Here is a 16,012-nt window from a genome sequence, read left to right on the forward strand (position 1 = left end):
CTCCAGCGCCGCCCACACCTGGCGCGCGCCGTCGGTGGGCGCGATGCGCTGGCCGAGCGGGCCGGGGTCTGCGGCACGGCGCAGGTTCAGGCCGCGCAGCAGCCACGGATCGACCTTCATTCGCGCCGCCAGCCGATCCATCTGCCCCTCCAGCGCGAACAGCGCCTGATTGCCGCCGAAGCCGCGGAATTCCCCCGAGACGCCGTTGTTGGTATACACCGCCCGGCCGGTGACGGTGACATTCGGACAGCGATACAGGCCAAGCGCATGCTCGACGGCAAAATTAAGCACCTCCGCCCCCAACGTCGCATACGCGCCGGTGTCGGCTACAATGTCCACCTCATGCGCAAGCAGTCGGCCCGCGCTGTCCGCGCCGGTCCGCATCGCAATGCGCATCGGGTGGCGCTTGATGCCGGCCCGCACCGACTCGGCGCGTGTGTGATGCACCTTGACCGGACGGCCGCAGCGCAGCGCCAGCAAGGCGCCGTACGGCTGCACATTGAGCTCGTCCTTGCCGCCGAACGAGCCGCCGATCGGACTGGAGACGACCCGAATCTCGCACTCGGGGCGATCCAGAATACGCGCCAGCTGCAGGCGGTCCATGCGCCCATGCTGCGAAGCGGCGTAGACGCTCAGGCGTCCGTCTGGCTCCGGTACGAACAGGCCGCCCTCCGTCTCCATGTAGGCATGCATCTGGCGCGGCGTCTCGTAGACCGCCTCCACGATGTGGGCGCAGGCTGCGAAGCCTGCGGCGATCTCGCCGCGCGTATACGCGGCGCTGTGCAGCACATTGCCCTCAGGGTGCAACAAGGCGGCATCCTCGGCCAGGGCGGCCTGCGGATCGTCCAGCACCGGCAGCGGCGCATAGCGGACCTCGATCAGCGCCAGCGCACGCGCCGCGAGCTCCGGCGTATCGGCGGCGACCGCCGCGATCGCATCGCCGACATAGCGCACGCGGTCCGTGCAGAATACCGGCTGATGCGGCCGCGCGATGCCGTAGCCGTTGTGCCCCGGCACATCCGCGGCGGTCAGCACCGCCCGCACGCCGGGCAGCGCCGCAGCGGCCGCGGTATCCACGCCGAGCAGGCGGGCGTGCGGGTGCGCGCTGCGCAGCACGCGCCCGTACAGCATGCCCGGGGCCGTGCGATCCGTCAGATAGGCGAGCCGCCCCGTCACCTTGTCCGGGCCATCCGGCCGCGGCCGCCAGCGCGGGCCGCTCGCTTCGCGATTCACCAGCATGCGCAGACCTCCTCCCAGAGCTCGGAGACGACGAGCGAAGCCGCGGCGCGGCGCTTGTACCCGGCGCCGGCGAAGGGATCGTCCGGCAGCGCGCACGCCTCCGCCACCGCCTCGCCGATGCGCCGCAGCAGCGCTTCGTCGCACCGCTCGCCCCGCGCCAGCCGCTCCGCCTCCGTCATGCGCTGCGGCACGCCGCCTGCACCGCCTGCCGCGATCCGCAGCTCGCGCAGCGTGCCGTCGCGCGTCAGCCTGCCGTTCAGCGCGACTGCGACCTGCGCGGGCGCGAAGGCCTCGCGCCGCCCGAGCTTGGCGTAGCGGTCGAAGCCGCGGCCCCCGTCCGCCGCCCCGGCGAGGCCGCTCGCTGCTACGGCTGCTGCGGTTGCGGCGGCGGTTGCGGCAGCTTCGGGGCCGGTGCGAGCGGCCGCGGAGGCCACCTCCGTGTTCTCGCCGGCTCTCGCGCCCGCGCAGCGCGCATCCTCGGCGTCTGTGCCGTACCAAAGGCTCCCGAGCGGGCCGGACCGGTCGGTCCCGAGCGCCGCCAGCGGCACGCGCAGCCCGCACAGCAGCGCGGCTCCTCCCGCGCCGCCGAGCCGATCCGCCGCCCGCGTCGCCGGCAGCGCCTCCGCTTGCTCGCCGCCGTCGTAGTACAGCAGCTCGGCGTCGCAGGCCAGCAGCGGGATCAGCAGATCCCCGCCGCCCGCGGCATTGCCGCCTATCGTAGCCAGCGTGCGGACGCCTGCCGCCGCCACGCCGCGCATCGCCGCGGCCAGTGCCGGCAAGCGCCTCGACAGCTCCCCGTCGCGCAGGCACTCCGCCAGCGTGAGACCCGCGCCGATCGTACAGGCCGCGCCGTCCCAGGCCAGGCCCTGCAGCTCCGGCAGCTGCCGCAGATCGATCAGATAGTCCGGCGCCCTCTCCCCCTCTTCCCAGGATAGGCGCAGCAGCGTAGCGCCCGCGCAATAGCGGGCCGCCGCGCCGCGGCTATGCTTGGCGCGCCACGCGGCAGCAATACTGCGCGGCTGGATCACGACCGGTCCGACATGCCCCTGCTCACCCATCGTCCTCATCACTCGCTCCCCTCCTTGACCGCACCCTCCGATCCCGACACCATCCCGCTCCACGCCTCGCGCGTCCCACACGCACACGCCTCGCATGCGCACCCCGAATACAAAAAACGGCGCGCAAGACTAGCGACGCCTGTCAGGCCAGTCTTGACGCGCCGCAATCGAATCGCGTGCCGAGTCGTGTAGATTATTCCATTCTTCCATCTGCGGCTCCAAGAGGACGCCGCGCACATCCGCTGCCGCGAGCAGCTCGCGCGCTCCGTCGTCTCCCTCCAGCTCCTGCAGCCTGGGGTACATCGAACGCGCGAACAGCGCCGGCGCCCCCAGTCGTCCGTCGCCTGCGCTGGCCGCGTAATCCAGCTCCGGGGCCTCCGCCAAAGCGTCAACCAGGCGCGCAATCTGACGGACACACGGACCCGGACGCCCCTCCACCGCCACGAGCAGCGCGTCGGGATCGGCCGGCAGCGCCGCATTCATGCCGCAGCGCAGCGAGAACGACTGTCCCAGATGCGCCGTGAAGCAGGTCTCCGCCCGCCATGCGCGACCGGACGCAGGCGCCGGCAGCCACTCCAGCGGGTCGTCTGCGCTCACGACGACAATGACCGGATCGATGCCGCTGACCGCCATCGCTTGCAGCGCATCGGCGCGCCCCGCCTCATCCTTGGACGATGCGCGAGCCCCCATCCCTGACCGATCCGGACGGCTGCGTCCCGCTGCCAACAATACGCCCGCGATTCTCATCGGCGACTCCCCCTTCCTCTGCGTGTCCGTCTGCCTGCCTGGCGCGTCTGGCACGGATCAGATCGGCCACGATGCTCACCGCAATCTCCTCGGCCCCCTCTGCGCCGATATCGACGCCGACAGGCCCCCGCAGCGCCGGCGGCGACCCCAGGGCCTCGCGCAAGCGCCGGGCGCGCGCGCGGGAGCCGATGACGCCGACATAATGAGGCCCCGCCTCCAGCGCCGCGGCCAAAAAGGATTGGTCGCGCTGCAGCTGATGGCTGCAGACGAGCACGTAGTCCTGCGGCCCGATCGCCAGCTCCCGTACCAGTTCCTCCATCTCGCCGGATACGATGTGCGCGCCGGGGAAATGCTCGCGCGCCGCCAGCCGCTCACGCCAATCGGCCACCGCGATGCGAAAGCCGGTGCGCGCCGCGAGCGATGCGATCGGCCGGACGTCCTCGCCGGCTCCGAACAGCACCAGCCGCGGCGGCGGCGCGATCCGCAGCGCCAGCAATACCTCGCCGTCTCCCTCCGCTGCGTCGCGCAGCTCCGCATCTCCCGAGAGCCGGTAGCGCAGGCCCGATTCGCCCTGCAGCCGATACAGCCAGGAGGTCTGCCCGCGCTGCAGCCGATCGTGGATGACGCACAGCAGGTCGCGGAAGATGCCCTTCACCGGCTCCAGCAGCACATGAATCGTACCTCCGCAGCCGCTCGCTTCGCCCCATGACAGATCGTCCGCGTCGCTGGCGTCGTAGACTGCGGTCTCCGATACGCCCTCGCGCCAGACGTCCGCTGCGCGCAGCTGCAGATCCGCCTCCAGGCAGCCGGGACTGATGCTCCCGACCCGCTCCTCCTCGCCGGCGAAGAGCATGGCCGCCCCGGCCTTGCGGTAGGCATGCCCTTCTACGCGGATGATCGTGGCCAGCACGGCCGGACGGTTATCGTATTTGATCCAGGACAGGATGCGCTGCATCTCCATCGCGTGTCGCCTCCTTGCCAAGTCTGTCTTCCCTGTGAGGCCGCCTTCGCGGCGCCATCGCCCATGCGCGAGCCTTTGACCGGCCTGCGAGCGCGCGTGTAGCGGCGATCAAGCGCCGGGCAGGCGCCGCAGCAGACGCGCGAGGGCGCGATCCGCGCCGTGCAGCGTATCGCTGCGATCGATGGTGAGTAGGCGCCGGCCGCGCATCACGGTCTCGCCGCCGATCCAGACGGAGTCGACATCGCCGCGCGTGGCAGCGTACACCACGCGGGCGAACGGATCGGCGTCGTAGGAGGGATAGGTATGATAGTCCTCCAGATCGAGCAGCTGCAGATCGGCGCGCTTGCCCACCTCGATGCTCCCGATTTCTCCTTCCATCCCGAGCACCTCGGCTCCGCCCATCGTTGCCATGCGCAGCACCTGCGGCGCGGGCATGACCTCGGGACCGCGGCGGACCTTTTGCAGCAGGGCGGCGAGCCGCATTTCCTGGAACATATCGAGATTGTTGTTGCAGGATGCGCCATCCGCGCCCAGACCGATGGCGATCCCCGCGTCATGCAGCGCCGCCACCTCGGCGATCCCGGAGGCCAGCTTCATGTTCGAGCCCGGACAGTGCGTCATTTTCACGCCGCGCCGGCGAATGATCTCGCGCTCCTCGTCGTCCAGCCACACACAGTGGGCGAGAATCAGGTTCGGACGCGCCAGTCCGAGCCGATCCAGATAGACGACGTTGCGCATCCCCCGCTCCGCCTCCACGATGGCGATCTCGGTCTCGTTCTCCGAGGCGTGGGTATGAATAAGGACGCCGTACTGCGTGGCCAGATCGCGCACTCCGAGCAGCAAGGACTCGCTGCAGGAGACGACGAAGCGCGGGCTGAACGCGTATTGGATGCGTCCGTCCGCCGCCCCGTGCCATTTCTCGAGCAGCTCGACGCTCTGCTGCAGAGAGTCGGCCGTCTCCTCCTGGAGCTCTGGCGGCACCTCCGTGCCGTGGTCCATCATGACCTTGCCGGAGATCGCGCGCATGCCGCTCGTCTTGATCGCTTCGAAAGCCGCGTCGGTATGCCGCACTGTCTCCATATCCAGGATCGTGGTCGTGCCGCTGCGGATCAGCTCCCCCAGCCCCAGCATCGCCGAGTAGTAGATGGAGTCGGCGTCATGCGCCGCCTCCATCGGCCAGATGCGCTTGCGCAGCCAGTCAATCAGCGCCATGTCGTCGGCGCGTCCGCGGAACAGCGTCTGACACAGATGGATATGCGTCTGGACAAAGCCGGGCAGCAGCAGCTTGCCGCCCGCTTCGACAACCTGATCGCCGGCCTCGGCCGCCACCTCCGGCCCGATCGCAGCGATGCGGCCTTGCGCAATTCGCACGTTGCCAAGCAGCACCTCGTTGTCAGCATTCATCGTCACAATTTGCGCGTTGCGGATTAGCTTGCCAGTCATTCAACCGCCTCCTTCATGATCGAATTATGCGGCGGCGCTGTGCTTTATCCCTATCGCCCACTCATGCATCCATTAACACGACATGGTTCTCGTTACACACATGAACTGGCTGCTTGTTGCACAAATGAACTGACCATCCTCTTAACGTTATATTAACTAACATTATAATCGGTTCACAGTTCCTAATCAATGCTATTATGTAACTAAATATTACACAAAAGTGAAAGAAGTTGTCCTTATGAGCGAGCGCATTCGCAAGGACTGTCGCCGTTTGCGGGTCCGCGGGTGCAAGAATTCCAGAGGAACCAGCTGTAACGGTCAAGGGAGACGCTTAGCGCCGTTTTTGGGCGCACTTCCATGTGTAACGGTCATGAGCGACGCTTAGCGGAGATGATGGGCCCAGTAGGCGGTTGAAATGCCCGCTAAGCGTCACTGGTGTCCGTTAGAGACGCGCACGCGTCCGATGGAGGCGCTAAGCGTCGCTAGCGTCCGTTAGAGCAGCGGGTAGATCTTAAGAAGCATGCGCTATTGGCTATGGATTATTATATGGAAGGATTATTTGAGCGCATAAGGCGAGAAGGCTGAGCGCATAAGGCGAGACATCGCAAAAAACCCGGGCCGATGAACATCGACCCGGGTAACGCCGGTCACAGAGACCAAGCTAGAAGCGGAAGTAGTGCTTGGCGTTGTTGTAGCTGATATTCTGCACCATCGATCCGAGCAGCTCCATGTCGTCCGGCGCCTCGCCGTCCTCGACCCACTCGCCGAGCAGGTTGCACAGAATGCGGCGGAAATATTCGTGGCGCGTGTAGGAGAGGAAGCTGCGCGAGTCGGTCAGCATGCCGACGAACTGACTCAGCAGCCCGAAGTTGGCGAGCGACTTCATCTGGCTCAGCATGCCGTCCTTCGTATCGTTGAACCACCAGGCCGAGCCGAGCTGAATCTTGCCGGCGGTGCCGCCGCCCTGGAAGCTGCCCGTGATCGCGGCCAGGATCTCGTTGTCCTGGGCATTGAGCGAATACAGGATCGTGCGCGGCAGACTGTCGTCCGCCGCCAACGCATCGAGCAGCCGCGTCATCGGAATGGCGACCGCGCCGTCGTTGACCGAGTCGAAGCCGGTATCCGGTCCGAGCTGATCGAACATGCGGCTGTTGTTGTTGCGCGAAGCGTTGATGTGGAACTGCATCGCCCAGTCATGCCGCGCATACAGCTTGCCGAGGAAGACGAGCGTATACGTCTTGTACTTCTTCTCCTCCTCGAGCGTCACTTCTTCGCCGCCGAGCGCCTTGGCAAAAATCGCCGCCGCCTCTTCCTTGGTCGTCTCGGCATACGGCACATAGTCGAGCGCGTGGTCGGAGACGACGCAGCCTGTCTCGTGGAAAAAGCGCACGCGCGCTTCAAGCGCGGCCAGCAATGCGTCGTAATCGCCAATCGTCGATTCGCTTGCTTCCTCCAGCTTGCTCACCCAATCGCGGAACGTCGGACGATTGATCTCCAGCCCCTTGTCCGGACGGAACGAAGGCAGCACCTTGACGTCAAAGTCCGGCAGCTCTTTAATCTTTTGATGATATTCGAGCGAATCCGTCGGGTCGTCGGTCGTGCAGATGACCTTGACGTTCGACTTGACGATCAGATCGCGCGCCTTGAAGCCGTCGCTTTCCAGCTTCGCCTCGACCAGCTCCCAGATGACGGGCGCGTTTTTCTCATTGATGACCTGGTTGACGTCGAAAAAGCGCTGCAGCTCCAGATGCGACCAATGGTAGAGCGGGTTGCCGATCGCATTCGGCACCGTTTTGGCATAGGCCAGGAAGCGGTCGTAATCACTTACGCCTTCGCCGCCGGTGACGAGCTCCTCGGAGACGCCATTGGCGCGCATTGCGCGCCATTTGTAATGATCGCCGTACAGCCATGCCTCGGTGATGCTGGAGAACGATTTATTCTCATAGATCTCCTGCGGGCTGAGGTGACAATGGTAGTCGATGATTGGCATTTCCTTGGCGTAGTCGTGATACAAGCGCTTGGCCGTTTCGTTCTTCAGCAAAAAATCTTCATCTAAAAACGGTTTCATGCATGATTCCCACCTTTTTACGCGTGATAGACGACTTCTCTATTCTAGCGAAAATCGACCAAGTCGTCGACCTTGACGGCTTGACCGGTCTGAATCGAGCGGTTGGCCGCGATGCCGGTGAGAATCGAGCGGGCGCCGTCCACGTGGTTCGCCGCGCGCTTGAAGCGGTCCTCGACCGGCGTGCCGAACAGATCGTTAAGCAGCACCGGATCGCCGCCGCCGTGGCCGCCTTTGCCTTCTTCTACTTCCACCTGATAAGGCGCTCCGAACATCGGATAGACGATGATCGACTTGCCCTTGAGCGCGCCCTCGAGCGCTTTGTCTCCGCCGGAGTTGACGTACGATTGCTCCACGATCGACATCTCCAGACGGCCCTTCGTGCCGTTGAAGGCGATGCGGTAGCCCTCCCAAGGCAGATAGGCGTTGAGCGAGTAGGTCAGGATGGCGTTGTTTTTGTACTTGACCATCACACCCATCGTATCTTCAATGTTGATGCCGTCGCCGAATACGCTCTGGTCGCGAAGATACCCGTCCTCGTGCTCGGCATCGAGGTACATGCCCTTCAGGTTTTCGTTCTCGTCCATGTGCAGGGCGAACGGATCGTCCTTGGCGTTGGGGTTGCCCGTGGCGCGCTCGTAGAACTTCGTCTCGCCGCGCGCTTCGGCATTCTCGCGGCCGTAGAACATCAGATCGCCGTAAGCGAACACCGATTCCGGCTGCGAGTTGATCCAGAAGTTGACCAGATCGAAGTGATGCGTCGACTTGTGCACGAGCAGGCCGCCGCTGTTGCGCTTGTCGCGGTGCCATCTGCGGAAGTAGTCGGCGCCATGGCGCGTGTTCAGCAGCCATTCGAAATGAACGGAATTGACCTTGCCGATCACGCCGTCCTCGATCAGCTCGCGCGCCTTCGTATGATGCGGCGCATAGCGGTAGTTGAACGTGACGCGCACGTTGCGCCCGGTCCGCTCGACCGCGTCGAGGATCTCCTGGCATTTTACCTCGTCGACGGTCATCGGCTTCTCGGTGATGACGTCGCAGCCGAGCTCCATCGCCCGGATGATATATTTGTGATGCGTACGGTCGACGCTGGTTACAATAACCGTGTCCGGCTTCTCGACTTCGATCATGCGCTCGAATTCCTCGGACTTGTACGTCCGCACAGCGTGGTAGTCATGCTTCTCGACCAACTGCTTGTTGGCGTAGTCCATGCGCGTCTGGTTGACGTCGCAGAAGGCCAGCAATTCCGACGTTTCCTTGAAATCGGTTGCAATGGCCGAATAGAAAAATTGCGCGCGTCCGCCGGAGCCGACCAATACGTACGTTTTCTTTTTGCTCATGAGTAAGGATCACCTTTCCTTTGCCGTTGTCTCCTTCATTTTAACGCATACAAATGCTATAATTCTCGTCATATGGTGCGGATATGCATGCTGACCCCGCAAATCTTGCGCTGAATCGGCTGGATCGCGGACAATCGCGGCGGTATACGGTGTATAGTTCGACATGCATGCAGCAATTCTTACCGGGTATGTAACAGGTATGTGACGGTATGTAGCAGCGATGTGACGGCAATGCGGCGATATATAGCGGATACGCGGCGTAATGCGGCGAAACTTGTCGTTGCGTGCCGGACGATAACGTGGCTGAAAATGTGCCGGCGCAGCGGAAGCGGCGCAAAGGAGGGAAACCGATGAGCGGAACGCAAACCGAGAACGGAACGCAAACCGACGCGAGGCTGATAGCGGCCAACTTCGGCACGCTCGACGAGGTCGTGGTCGAGTATTTGAAGCGGCCGGGCACGTACAGCATGGATGCGGATCATTTTCATGCGTTTTATGAAATCTATTATTTGGTGGCCGGGCGCCGCATTTATTTCGTCAAGGACCGGACCTACACGGTCGAGCAAGGCGACCTCGTGTTCATCGACCGCAGCGTGCTGCACAAGACAATCTCCGCCGGAGAGGACAGCATCGAGCGCGTGCTGCTCTACTTCGACGAGCGCTTCCTCACACGCCATGGCGCGAATCAGCAGGCGTTCCTGCTCAGCCCGTTCCGCCAGGCGAGCCCGGTGCTGCGGCTGCCGCGGCAGGAGCAGCTCGCCGCCGACGCGACCCTGCGCCGCGTCATCTCCGAGATTCGCGAACGGCCGACCGGCTTCGAGCTCGTGCCGGCGCGCGCGGCCGTCGAGCTGCTGCTCCTAGCGGCGCGTTATCTCGAGCGCCACGAGCCGCTGCCGCTGCATCTGGATACACCGATCCACGGCAAAATTTCCGAGGTGGTGCGCTATATCAATCATCACTACGAGGAGCCGATCAAGCTGCAGCTGCTGGCCGATCGCTTCTACATCAGCCCGTACCACCTGAGCCGCATGTTCAAGGAGGTGACCGGCTTCTCGTTGACCGACTACCTGACGCTGACGCGCGTCAAGGAAGCGCAGCGGCTGCTGCGCGAGTCGGAGCTGAGCATCACCGAGGTCGCGGCGGCGACCGGCTTCAACAACTTCTCCCACTTCGGCAAAACCTTCAAAAAAATCACGCGGCTGACGCCGCGCGATTACCGGCTGCAAGGCGAAATGGCTCGGCCGTACTAAGGCCGAGTACGTTTCGTTCCGCGAAATCGAGCGCCTGGTCCTGCACGCGTAGCGCAGGGCTCGCTCGATTTCAAGGCGAACGGCGAGGTTAAAAGCGAAACCAAGCTTGCATTTCGAGGTTACGCGGCCAGCTTCACTCCTGGGATGAGAATGAGCTTGTTTTGCGACTTGCTTACGTTTAGTAGCGTGACTTTCTCACTCTATTGCTACTTCGCCGTCCTCTCTCTTACGCATTAACGTGACTTTCTCACTCTATGGCAATCCCGACGGTCCCCCGCACACCCATTAGCATGACTTTTTCACTCTATTGCCATGTCGCCACCCTCTCCCACATGCAATAACGCTACTTTTTCACGCTATTTCCAGCCAATATCACTTCTCGGGCGGTCAGCTATTCCACTAGCTTCCCAAATGCTCGACAATCGCCTGCAGCCCGGCCACTTGCCCCAGGAAGAACGTGTCGCCGACCAGCGTGTCGACGGAGTACACCTGGCCGCTCTGCACGGCCTTGAGATTGTTCCACACCGGATTGTCAGTCCAGATGTTGATCAGCCCTTGCGGATCGTCCGGGTTCATCTGGCGCCGGTTCTCGGCGATGAAGATATGATCCGGGGCGAATTCGCTGAGCGCCTCGATGCCGATCCGGCCGCCGATCTTGCCATCCTCCGGCAAGCCCTCCACCGGCTTCAAGCCCACTTCCCCGTAATAAATCGGGAAATTGGCCGGATGCACGACCGTGAAGTCCTTGCCGTTGGAGACGAGGAACAGCACCGTCTCGTCCGCATGCCCCTTGGCCGCTTCGACCGCCTCGGCCTTGAGCGCCTCGAAGTCGGCGATCACTTCCTCCGCCTTCGCCTCGGCTCCGATCACCTCGGCGAACTTGCGCAGCCGATCCGGCGCGCTCAGCGAGAAGTCGATGACGACCGACGGCGCCAGCTTGTCGAATTCCTCGAAGCGCGCGCCCTTGCCCGAGCTCGTCATGACGATCACCTGCGGGTCCATCTCCAGCAGCGTCTCCAGGTTCGTCTTACCGCCCAGATCGACGACGTCCATCCCTTCCGCATATTCGGCAAATATCGGCGAACGCGCCTTCGTGCTGAAGCCCTCCGAGACAACCGGCGCGAAGCCGAGCGCCAGCAGATAGTCGGTGCCCATGATGTCCACGCTCGCCACGCGCTCCGGCCGCTCCTCCAGGACGAGCTCGCCCATTGCGTGCTCGATGGTGCGCGGCCACTGGCCTGCCTCCGCGTCCGCAGCGGCCGCGTCGGCGGAATTGGCCTCACTGCCCGCCTCGTCTTCGCCCGCAGCGCCGCTTGTCGCTGCGCCGTTGCCGCTTGCGGCAGCCTGCGAATCGCCGCCCGCCGCACTCCCGTTCGTCGCGCCTTCATTCGTTGCGCCGCATGCCGCCAGCGCCAGTGCGCCGATCAGCAGCAGCGCCGCTATACAGATTCGTTTCGATTTCGATTTCAATGTCGCGTTGTTCATTGCGTTTCATTCTCCTTTTGCATTTCGCATGAATGTTGTAGTAGTAAAAACGGCGCCATGCGGCATCATGTCCGCACGCGCATCAGCAAATAAATAAAATAAGGTCCGCCCAGCAATGAGATGACGACGCCTGCCGGCACCTCCGTATATTCCATGATGCTGCGACCGATCGTATCGCCCGTGAGCACGAGCAAAGCCCCGACCATCGCCGCCACCGGCAGCATGTACTGATGCTGCGGACCGACCATGCGCCGCGCGATATGCGGGCCGAGCAGGCCGATGAAGCCGATACCGCCGCCCGTGGCCACGCTGCTCGCAGCCAGGCCGACGGCCGCCGCAAGCAGCCACAGCCGCTCGCGATTGATCGCTACACCGAGCCCCGCGGCGATCTGTTCGTTCGTGCTGAGGATGTTCATGATCCGCGATTTCCAATAGACATACGGCAGCAGCACAAGGATCCAGGGCAGCAAGGCCAGCACGAATTTCCAGTTCGAACCCCACAGCGAGCCCATCTGCCACGTGACGACGAACTCGTAATTGCGTGGATTGAGCTGCAGCGTCAGGATGACGCTGACCGCACTCAAGCCCGCACCGACCGCGATGCCCGTCAGCAACAGCCGCGTCGGTGTAATGCCTGCGCCGCGTTTGTACGACAGCGTGTAGATCAACACCGCCGACATCGCTGCCCCGATCAGAGCCAGGAAGGGCATCAGGAACGGCGGCGCCATGCTCGTCGCCGGGTAGAACGAGACGAACAGCAGCACAGCCATGCCCGCTCCCGCATTGATGCCGAGAATGCCCGGATCGGACAAGCCGTTGCGCGAGATGCCCTGCAGCACCGCGCCCGAGATCGCCAGACCCGCACCGATCATGACGCCGATCAGCATGCGCGGCAAGCGCAGATCGAACAGCACGATCGCCTGCTTGCGGCTGCCCGCGCCGAGCAGAGTCTGCCACACCTCGAGCGGGCCAATGCTATAGCGGCCGGTATTGAGACTGACGACGAAGCCGACCAGCAGAATGATGCCCAACAAAACAACGATGCGTACGCTCCGCCCGGCTCGCCTGGCAGTCATGCCCTCGTTCCCCATCACAGCTCCCTCCTCTCGCGCCGCGCCAGGTAGAGAAAGAACGGCACGCCGAGCACAGCGATAATCGAGCCGAGCGGCGTCTCGTACGGCACCGCGATCATTTTGGCGCCGATGTCCGCCAGCAGCACCAGCACCGCGCCGAGTACGGCCGAGCACGGAATGATCCAGCGGTAATCGACCCCCACGAGATAACGCACGATGTGCGGCACGATCAGACCGATGAAACCGACGCCGCCTACCGTTGCGACCGAGGCGCCGGTCAGCACCATCACAATCGCCGCGCCCAGACCCTTGACCAGCTTGGTTCGCTGACCGAGACCAGCTGCCACATCTTCGCCGAGGCTGAGAATGGTGACCGAGCGCGACAGGATGAGCGCGCAGGTCAGGCCGGCGACGATCCAAGGCAGCATCACCGATACCTGGAACCAGTCCGCAGTCGAGATCCCGCCGGCCGACCAGAACGCCAGATCGTAATTGATCTGGAACAAGAGCGAGATCGCCTGGCTCAGTCCGGAGACGAGCGAGCCGACGACTGCGCCTGCCAGCACGAGCTTGAGCGGCGTCATGCCGCCACGCGAGAAATAGGCGATGCCGTAGACGAGCGCGACGCCCAGCCCGGCCCCGATGAAGGAGAACATAATGATGTAAGCGAACGGCAGCCACGGAATAAAAGCAAAGACGAGCACCACCGCAAAGCCGGCTCCGGCATTGACGCCGAGCAGGCCGGTGTCGGCGATCGGATTGCGCGTCATCCCCTGGATCAGCGCGCCCGACACAGCGAAGGCCGCGCCGACCAGCGCGCCGGCGAGTGCGCGCGGCAGCCGCAGCGACTGGATGATCTGATGATGATTATTGCCTCCATCGAAGCGTACCAGCGCATCCCACACTGTGCCGAGCGTGATGTCCGCCACGCCTACCGCAATCGATAGCCCGATGCCAAGGGCGATCGCGCCAATCCCGATCAGCAGGATCAGACTCGCCGCCAGTGGGCGCGTGCGAAGCGGCGGGCTAGCTTCCGCCTGCTGCTGAAGCTTCGCCATCTTGCTCCGCCGCCTCCACATCGCCTGCGAACGTGCGAATCACCGTCAGTTTTTCATCCAGCGCCGTGCGTGGCTGCGCCTGCGGCACTTGCTCGGGATAGCCGAGCAGCATCAGGCCGACGATCTTTTCTCCGGCTTGCACGCCGAGCTCTGCCTTAAAGTCCGGATTTTGCGTGAACGGGTCGGTTTTCCATACCGCGCCCAAGCCCTGCTCCCAAGCGGCCAGTTGCAGGTTTTGAATCAGCGAGCTGACCGCCGAAAAGTCCTCGTCCCACTTGCACCCAGGTTCGCTCTCTTGCATAACGACAAGCAGATGGACCGGCACGCTGCGATAATAATCCAGGTTTTTGCGTTTTTTGGCGTGACGCCTGATGGCCTGGACGAGCGACTCGCGACCATCGCCTACATAACAGGCGAAGCGCCACGGCTCCCGCAACCGGTGATTGGGCGCCCATACCGCCACCTCCAGCAGCTCGCGCAGGAGCGCTTCCTCTACTGCATCCGGCTTGAATTGCTTGATCGTCCGCCGCGCTTTGATAGCTTCGGCTACCGGAGTCTCGCGACGCACGGATGATAATTGGAACGACATTGAAACGGCACCCCTTTGCAATTGATATTCATTATCAACATATAGTTTACCTTGCTTTCTGAATATGAAAATGGAGAATCGTCCATTTTTTTTGGACGATTCTCCGAGTGAGGCATCAGTTCGAGCTTTGAAATAGACGCTCCGCCTCGTTCAACGCATCGTCGTGGCCAAGCGCCGAGTAGTGCAGCCAAGGATAAGGCCTGGAGAAATACAAGCGTGCCTTCAGTTGCCCGGTATGTAACGCCAGCGCTTCTGCCGACTGGTCGCTAAACAGGACCAAATGATCGGCGCCGAATGCATTGAGCGACGCGATGTCCGGCAGGTCCTCGTAGCCGAAACCGCTGGCCGAAGCTGGAGCCGTCAGTTGAAGGTCGCGATAAAGGACATCGCTCAGCTTGCGGCGGCGTCTGCCGAATACCCGTGCTTGTCCCCCCACGATACGGGAGGCCAAGACGGTCTGGCCGGCAAAACGCTCAGCGATCTGACGCCGTACGGCCTCGGCCTTGCGGTCGTAATAATGCAACCAGCTCTGCGCGACTTCCGCCATACCGATCTGAGACGCCATCGTGCCCAGGTGCTCGCGCCATGGACTGCGCTTGTAATCGATCAGCACGGTCGGGGTGATTCCCGACAGCCGCTCCAGCACCGGACGCTCGCGTTCCGTACCGAATATATAATCCGGACGCTCCTGAGCAAGACGCTCCCAACTGAAAGGATGCGCCTCGACGTTCATCAGATGCTTGGCGCGCGTCTCCTCGGTCAGCAGCACGACGATGCGGCGAGCATCCAGACCGAGCGCGCACAGGTCGCCGAGCAGCGCGGGCCCGAGTACGACGATCTTTTGCGCTGCCACCTGTTGATAGCGGCGCGGGCTAATGCCGAGCACCTTGCGGAACATTCGGCTGAAATAGTACGGGTCGTGGTACCCGACTGCACGCGCCACATCCTGGACTTTCGTCGGACCGGCGGCTAACAGACGAGCCGCCTTGTCTATCCTTTTTTTGGTCATGTATTGCAGCGGGCTCAGCGAGGTATAGTGCTTGAACTGTTGGTAGAAGGCGGTCGTATTCATCCCCGAGCGCATCGCCAGCATATCGATATGATACGATTCATCGCTGAACTCGTCCATCCGCGCCTTGATCGAGGCAATTGCCGACGCGCTCAGCGAGACGCCGGGAGGCTCCGGCCGCGCGGCAGTCGCCTTGCGCCACACCTCGGCCAGATGAAAAGCAGCCCGGGCTTGGGCATCATGTCGACCGAGATCGTCTTTCTCGCGGGCTTCGACCACGGACAGCTGCTCGAGATGATGATGCACGATCGCATCGCCCGTCCGAATAATTAGCGGACTGTCCAGCGCCAGCGCCTCGGCATGCCACCGGCCCGCAGCGCGCCATGTACGCGCTCCTGCGAAGTCGATCACGCTCGCCCACATCGTCCCGCCTCGCTCCGGCCAGTTGTCGAGTCCAGCAGTCTGGGCCGCGGAGACGAGCACCGCCATGCCCTGCTGCATAGCCGTCGCGCTCCCCTGAGTGCGGAAGACGCCCTGTCCCGACACAATGTAAATGAGCCGCAGCAGGTCCGGCTCCTCCGACTGCGGCAAAGCGCATGCTTCTGCTATCCGGATACGGCGTAGCCCGCCGGCTTCAATTGCAATCGCTTCGCGGCATCGAGCGCCCATTTGCCTCAACTCCATCTTTATTAATA

General features: G+C 63.3%; 13 protein-coding genes. 1 reads left to right on the forward strand and 12 read right to left on the reverse strand.

The genetic code is table 11. From position 1 onward, the window contains the following. From IDH44_RS02880 to IDH44_RS02910, 7 genes are all read right to left on the reverse strand, one after another. Nucleotides 1-1,239 (reverse strand): molybdopterin cofactor-binding domain-containing protein (locus IDH44_RS02880; protein ID WP_190914519.1); only part of this gene is annotated, 1,239 nt, incomplete at its 3' end. Next, complete coding sequence (locus IDH44_RS02885) at nt 1,230-2,306, reverse strand: FAD binding domain-containing protein (RefSeq protein ID WP_190914521.1); 1,077 nt, start codon at nt 2,304-2,306, stop codon at nt 1,230-1,232. The genes IDH44_RS02880 and IDH44_RS02885, both read right to left, overlap by 10 nt. A gap of 120 nt (nt 2,307-2,426) precedes the next feature. Next, the gene (locus tag IDH44_RS02890) at nt 2,427-2,987 is read right to left on the reverse strand and encodes a nucleotidyltransferase family protein (RefSeq protein ID WP_263364353.1); all 561 of its coding nucleotides are present in this window, start codon (nt 2,985-2,987) and stop codon (nt 2,427-2,429) included. Continuing rightward, nucleotides 2,959-4,005, reverse strand: coding sequence for an XdhC family protein (locus IDH44_RS02895; RefSeq protein WP_223869326.1), 1,047 nt, complete (start codon nt 4,003-4,005; stop codon nt 2,959-2,961). The genes IDH44_RS02890 and IDH44_RS02895 overlap by 29 nt, the downstream gene beginning before the upstream one ends. A 108-nt stretch (nt 4,006-4,113) precedes the next feature. Then, nucleotides 4,114-5,448, reverse strand: a complete 1,335-nt coding sequence (locus IDH44_RS02900) for a 5'-deoxyadenosine deaminase (RefSeq protein ID WP_190914525.1) — start codon at nt 5,446-5,448, stop codon at nt 4,114-4,116. A gap of 661 nt (nt 5,449-6,109) precedes the next feature. Further along, nucleotides 6,110-7,516, reverse strand: a complete 1,407-nt coding sequence (gene uxaC / locus IDH44_RS02905; protein ID WP_190914527.1) for a glucuronate isomerase — start codon at nt 7,514-7,516, stop codon at nt 6,110-6,112. A gap of 44 nt (nt 7,517-7,560) precedes the next feature. Continuing rightward, the gene (locus IDH44_RS02910) at nt 7,561-8,853 is read right to left on the reverse strand and encodes a Gfo/Idh/MocA family protein (RefSeq protein ID WP_190914529.1); all 1,293 of its coding nucleotides are present in this window, start codon (nt 8,851-8,853) and stop codon (nt 7,561-7,563) included. 350 nt (nt 8,854-9,203) lie between these two features. Here IDH44_RS02910 and IDH44_RS02915 point away from each other — a divergent pair, with 350 nt between their 5' ends. Continuing rightward, nucleotides 9,204-10,103, forward strand: a complete 900-nt coding sequence (locus IDH44_RS02915; RefSeq protein WP_190914531.1) for an AraC family transcriptional regulator — start codon at nt 9,204-9,206, stop codon at nt 10,101-10,103. Nucleotides 10,104-10,502: 399 nt separating this feature from the next. Here IDH44_RS02915 and IDH44_RS02920 read toward each other — a convergent pair whose 3' ends face one another. The 5 genes from IDH44_RS02920 to IDH44_RS02940 form a co-directional block, all read right to left on the reverse strand. After that, entirely contained in the window at nt 10,503-11,588 is a 1,086-nt protein-coding gene (locus IDH44_RS02920) for an ABC transporter substrate-binding protein (RefSeq protein ID WP_190914533.1), read from the reverse strand. A gap of 65 nt (nt 11,589-11,653) precedes the next feature. Beyond that, nucleotides 11,654-12,679 (reverse strand): FecCD family ABC transporter permease, encoded by a 1,026-nt coding sequence (locus IDH44_RS02925; protein WP_190914535.1) that lies wholly within the window; start codon nt 12,677-12,679, stop codon nt 11,654-11,656. Beyond that, the gene (locus IDH44_RS02930) at nt 12,679-13,719 is read right to left on the reverse strand and encodes a FecCD family ABC transporter permease (RefSeq protein ID WP_223869327.1); all 1,041 of its coding nucleotides are present in this window, start codon (nt 13,717-13,719) and stop codon (nt 12,679-12,681) included. The genes IDH44_RS02925 and IDH44_RS02930 overlap by 1 nt, the downstream gene beginning before the upstream one ends. Next, entirely contained in the window at nt 13,688-14,308 is a 621-nt protein-coding gene (locus IDH44_RS02935) for a nitroreductase family protein (RefSeq protein WP_190914539.1), read from the reverse strand. Before IDH44_RS02935 ends, IDH44_RS02930 begins: the two co-directional genes overlap by 32 nt. 115 nt (nt 14,309-14,423) lie before the next feature. Next, the gene (locus IDH44_RS02940) at nt 14,424-15,986 is read right to left on the reverse strand and encodes a helix-turn-helix domain-containing protein (RefSeq protein ID WP_190914541.1); all 1,563 of its coding nucleotides are present in this window, start codon (nt 15,984-15,986) and stop codon (nt 14,424-14,426) included. Nucleotides 15,987-16,012 lie beyond the last annotated feature (26 nt).

It is taken from the genome of Paenibacillus sabuli (assembly GCF_014705605.1).
Classification (GTDB): Bacteria; Bacillota; Bacilli; order Paenibacillales; family Paenibacillaceae; genus Paenibacillus_D; species Paenibacillus_D sabuli.

Coding starts and splice junctions, on each gene's coding strand:
- IDH44_RS02925 (WP_190914535.1), bottom strand. CDS start 12,679: ATGGGGAACGAGGGCATGACTGCCAGGCGAGCCGGGCGGAGCGTACGC.
- IDH44_RS02900 (WP_190914525.1), bottom strand. CDS start 5,448: ATGACTGGCAAGCTAATCCGCAACGCGCAAATTGTGACGATGAATGCT.
- IDH44_RS02915 (WP_190914531.1), top strand. CDS start 9,204: ATGAGCGGAACGCAAACCGAGAACGGAACGCAAACCGACGCGAGGCTG.
- IDH44_RS02940 (WP_190914541.1), bottom strand. CDS start 15,986: ATGGGCGCTCGATGCCGCGAAGCGATTGCAATTGAAGCCGGCGGGCTA.
- IDH44_RS02890 (WP_263364353.1), bottom strand. CDS start 2,987: ATGGGGGCTCGCGCATCGTCCAAGGATGAGGCGGGGCGCGCCGATGCG.
- IDH44_RS02935 (WP_190914539.1), bottom strand. CDS start 14,308: ATGTCGTTCCAATTATCATCCGTGCGTCGCGAGACTCCGGTAGCCGAA.
- IDH44_RS02920 (WP_190914533.1), bottom strand. CDS start 11,588: ATGAACAACGCGACATTGAAATCGAAATCGAAACGAATCTGTATAGCG.
- IDH44_RS02910 (WP_190914529.1), bottom strand. CDS start 8,853: ATGAGCAAAAAGAAAACGTACGTATTGGTCGGCTCCGGCGGACGCGCG.
- IDH44_RS02930 (WP_223869327.1), bottom strand. CDS start 13,719: ATGGCGAAGCTTCAGCAGCAGGCGGAAGCTAGCCCGCCGCTTCGCACG.
- uxaC (WP_190914527.1), bottom strand. CDS start 7,516: ATGAAACCGTTTTTAGATGAAGATTTTTTGCTGAAGAACGAAACGGCC.
- IDH44_RS02895 (WP_223869326.1), bottom strand. CDS start 4,005: ATGGAGATGCAGCGCATCCTGTCCTGGATCAAATACGATAACCGTCCG.
- IDH44_RS02885 (WP_190914521.1), bottom strand. CDS start 2,306: ATGAGGACGATGGGTGAGCAGGGGCATGTCGGACCGGTCGTGATCCAG.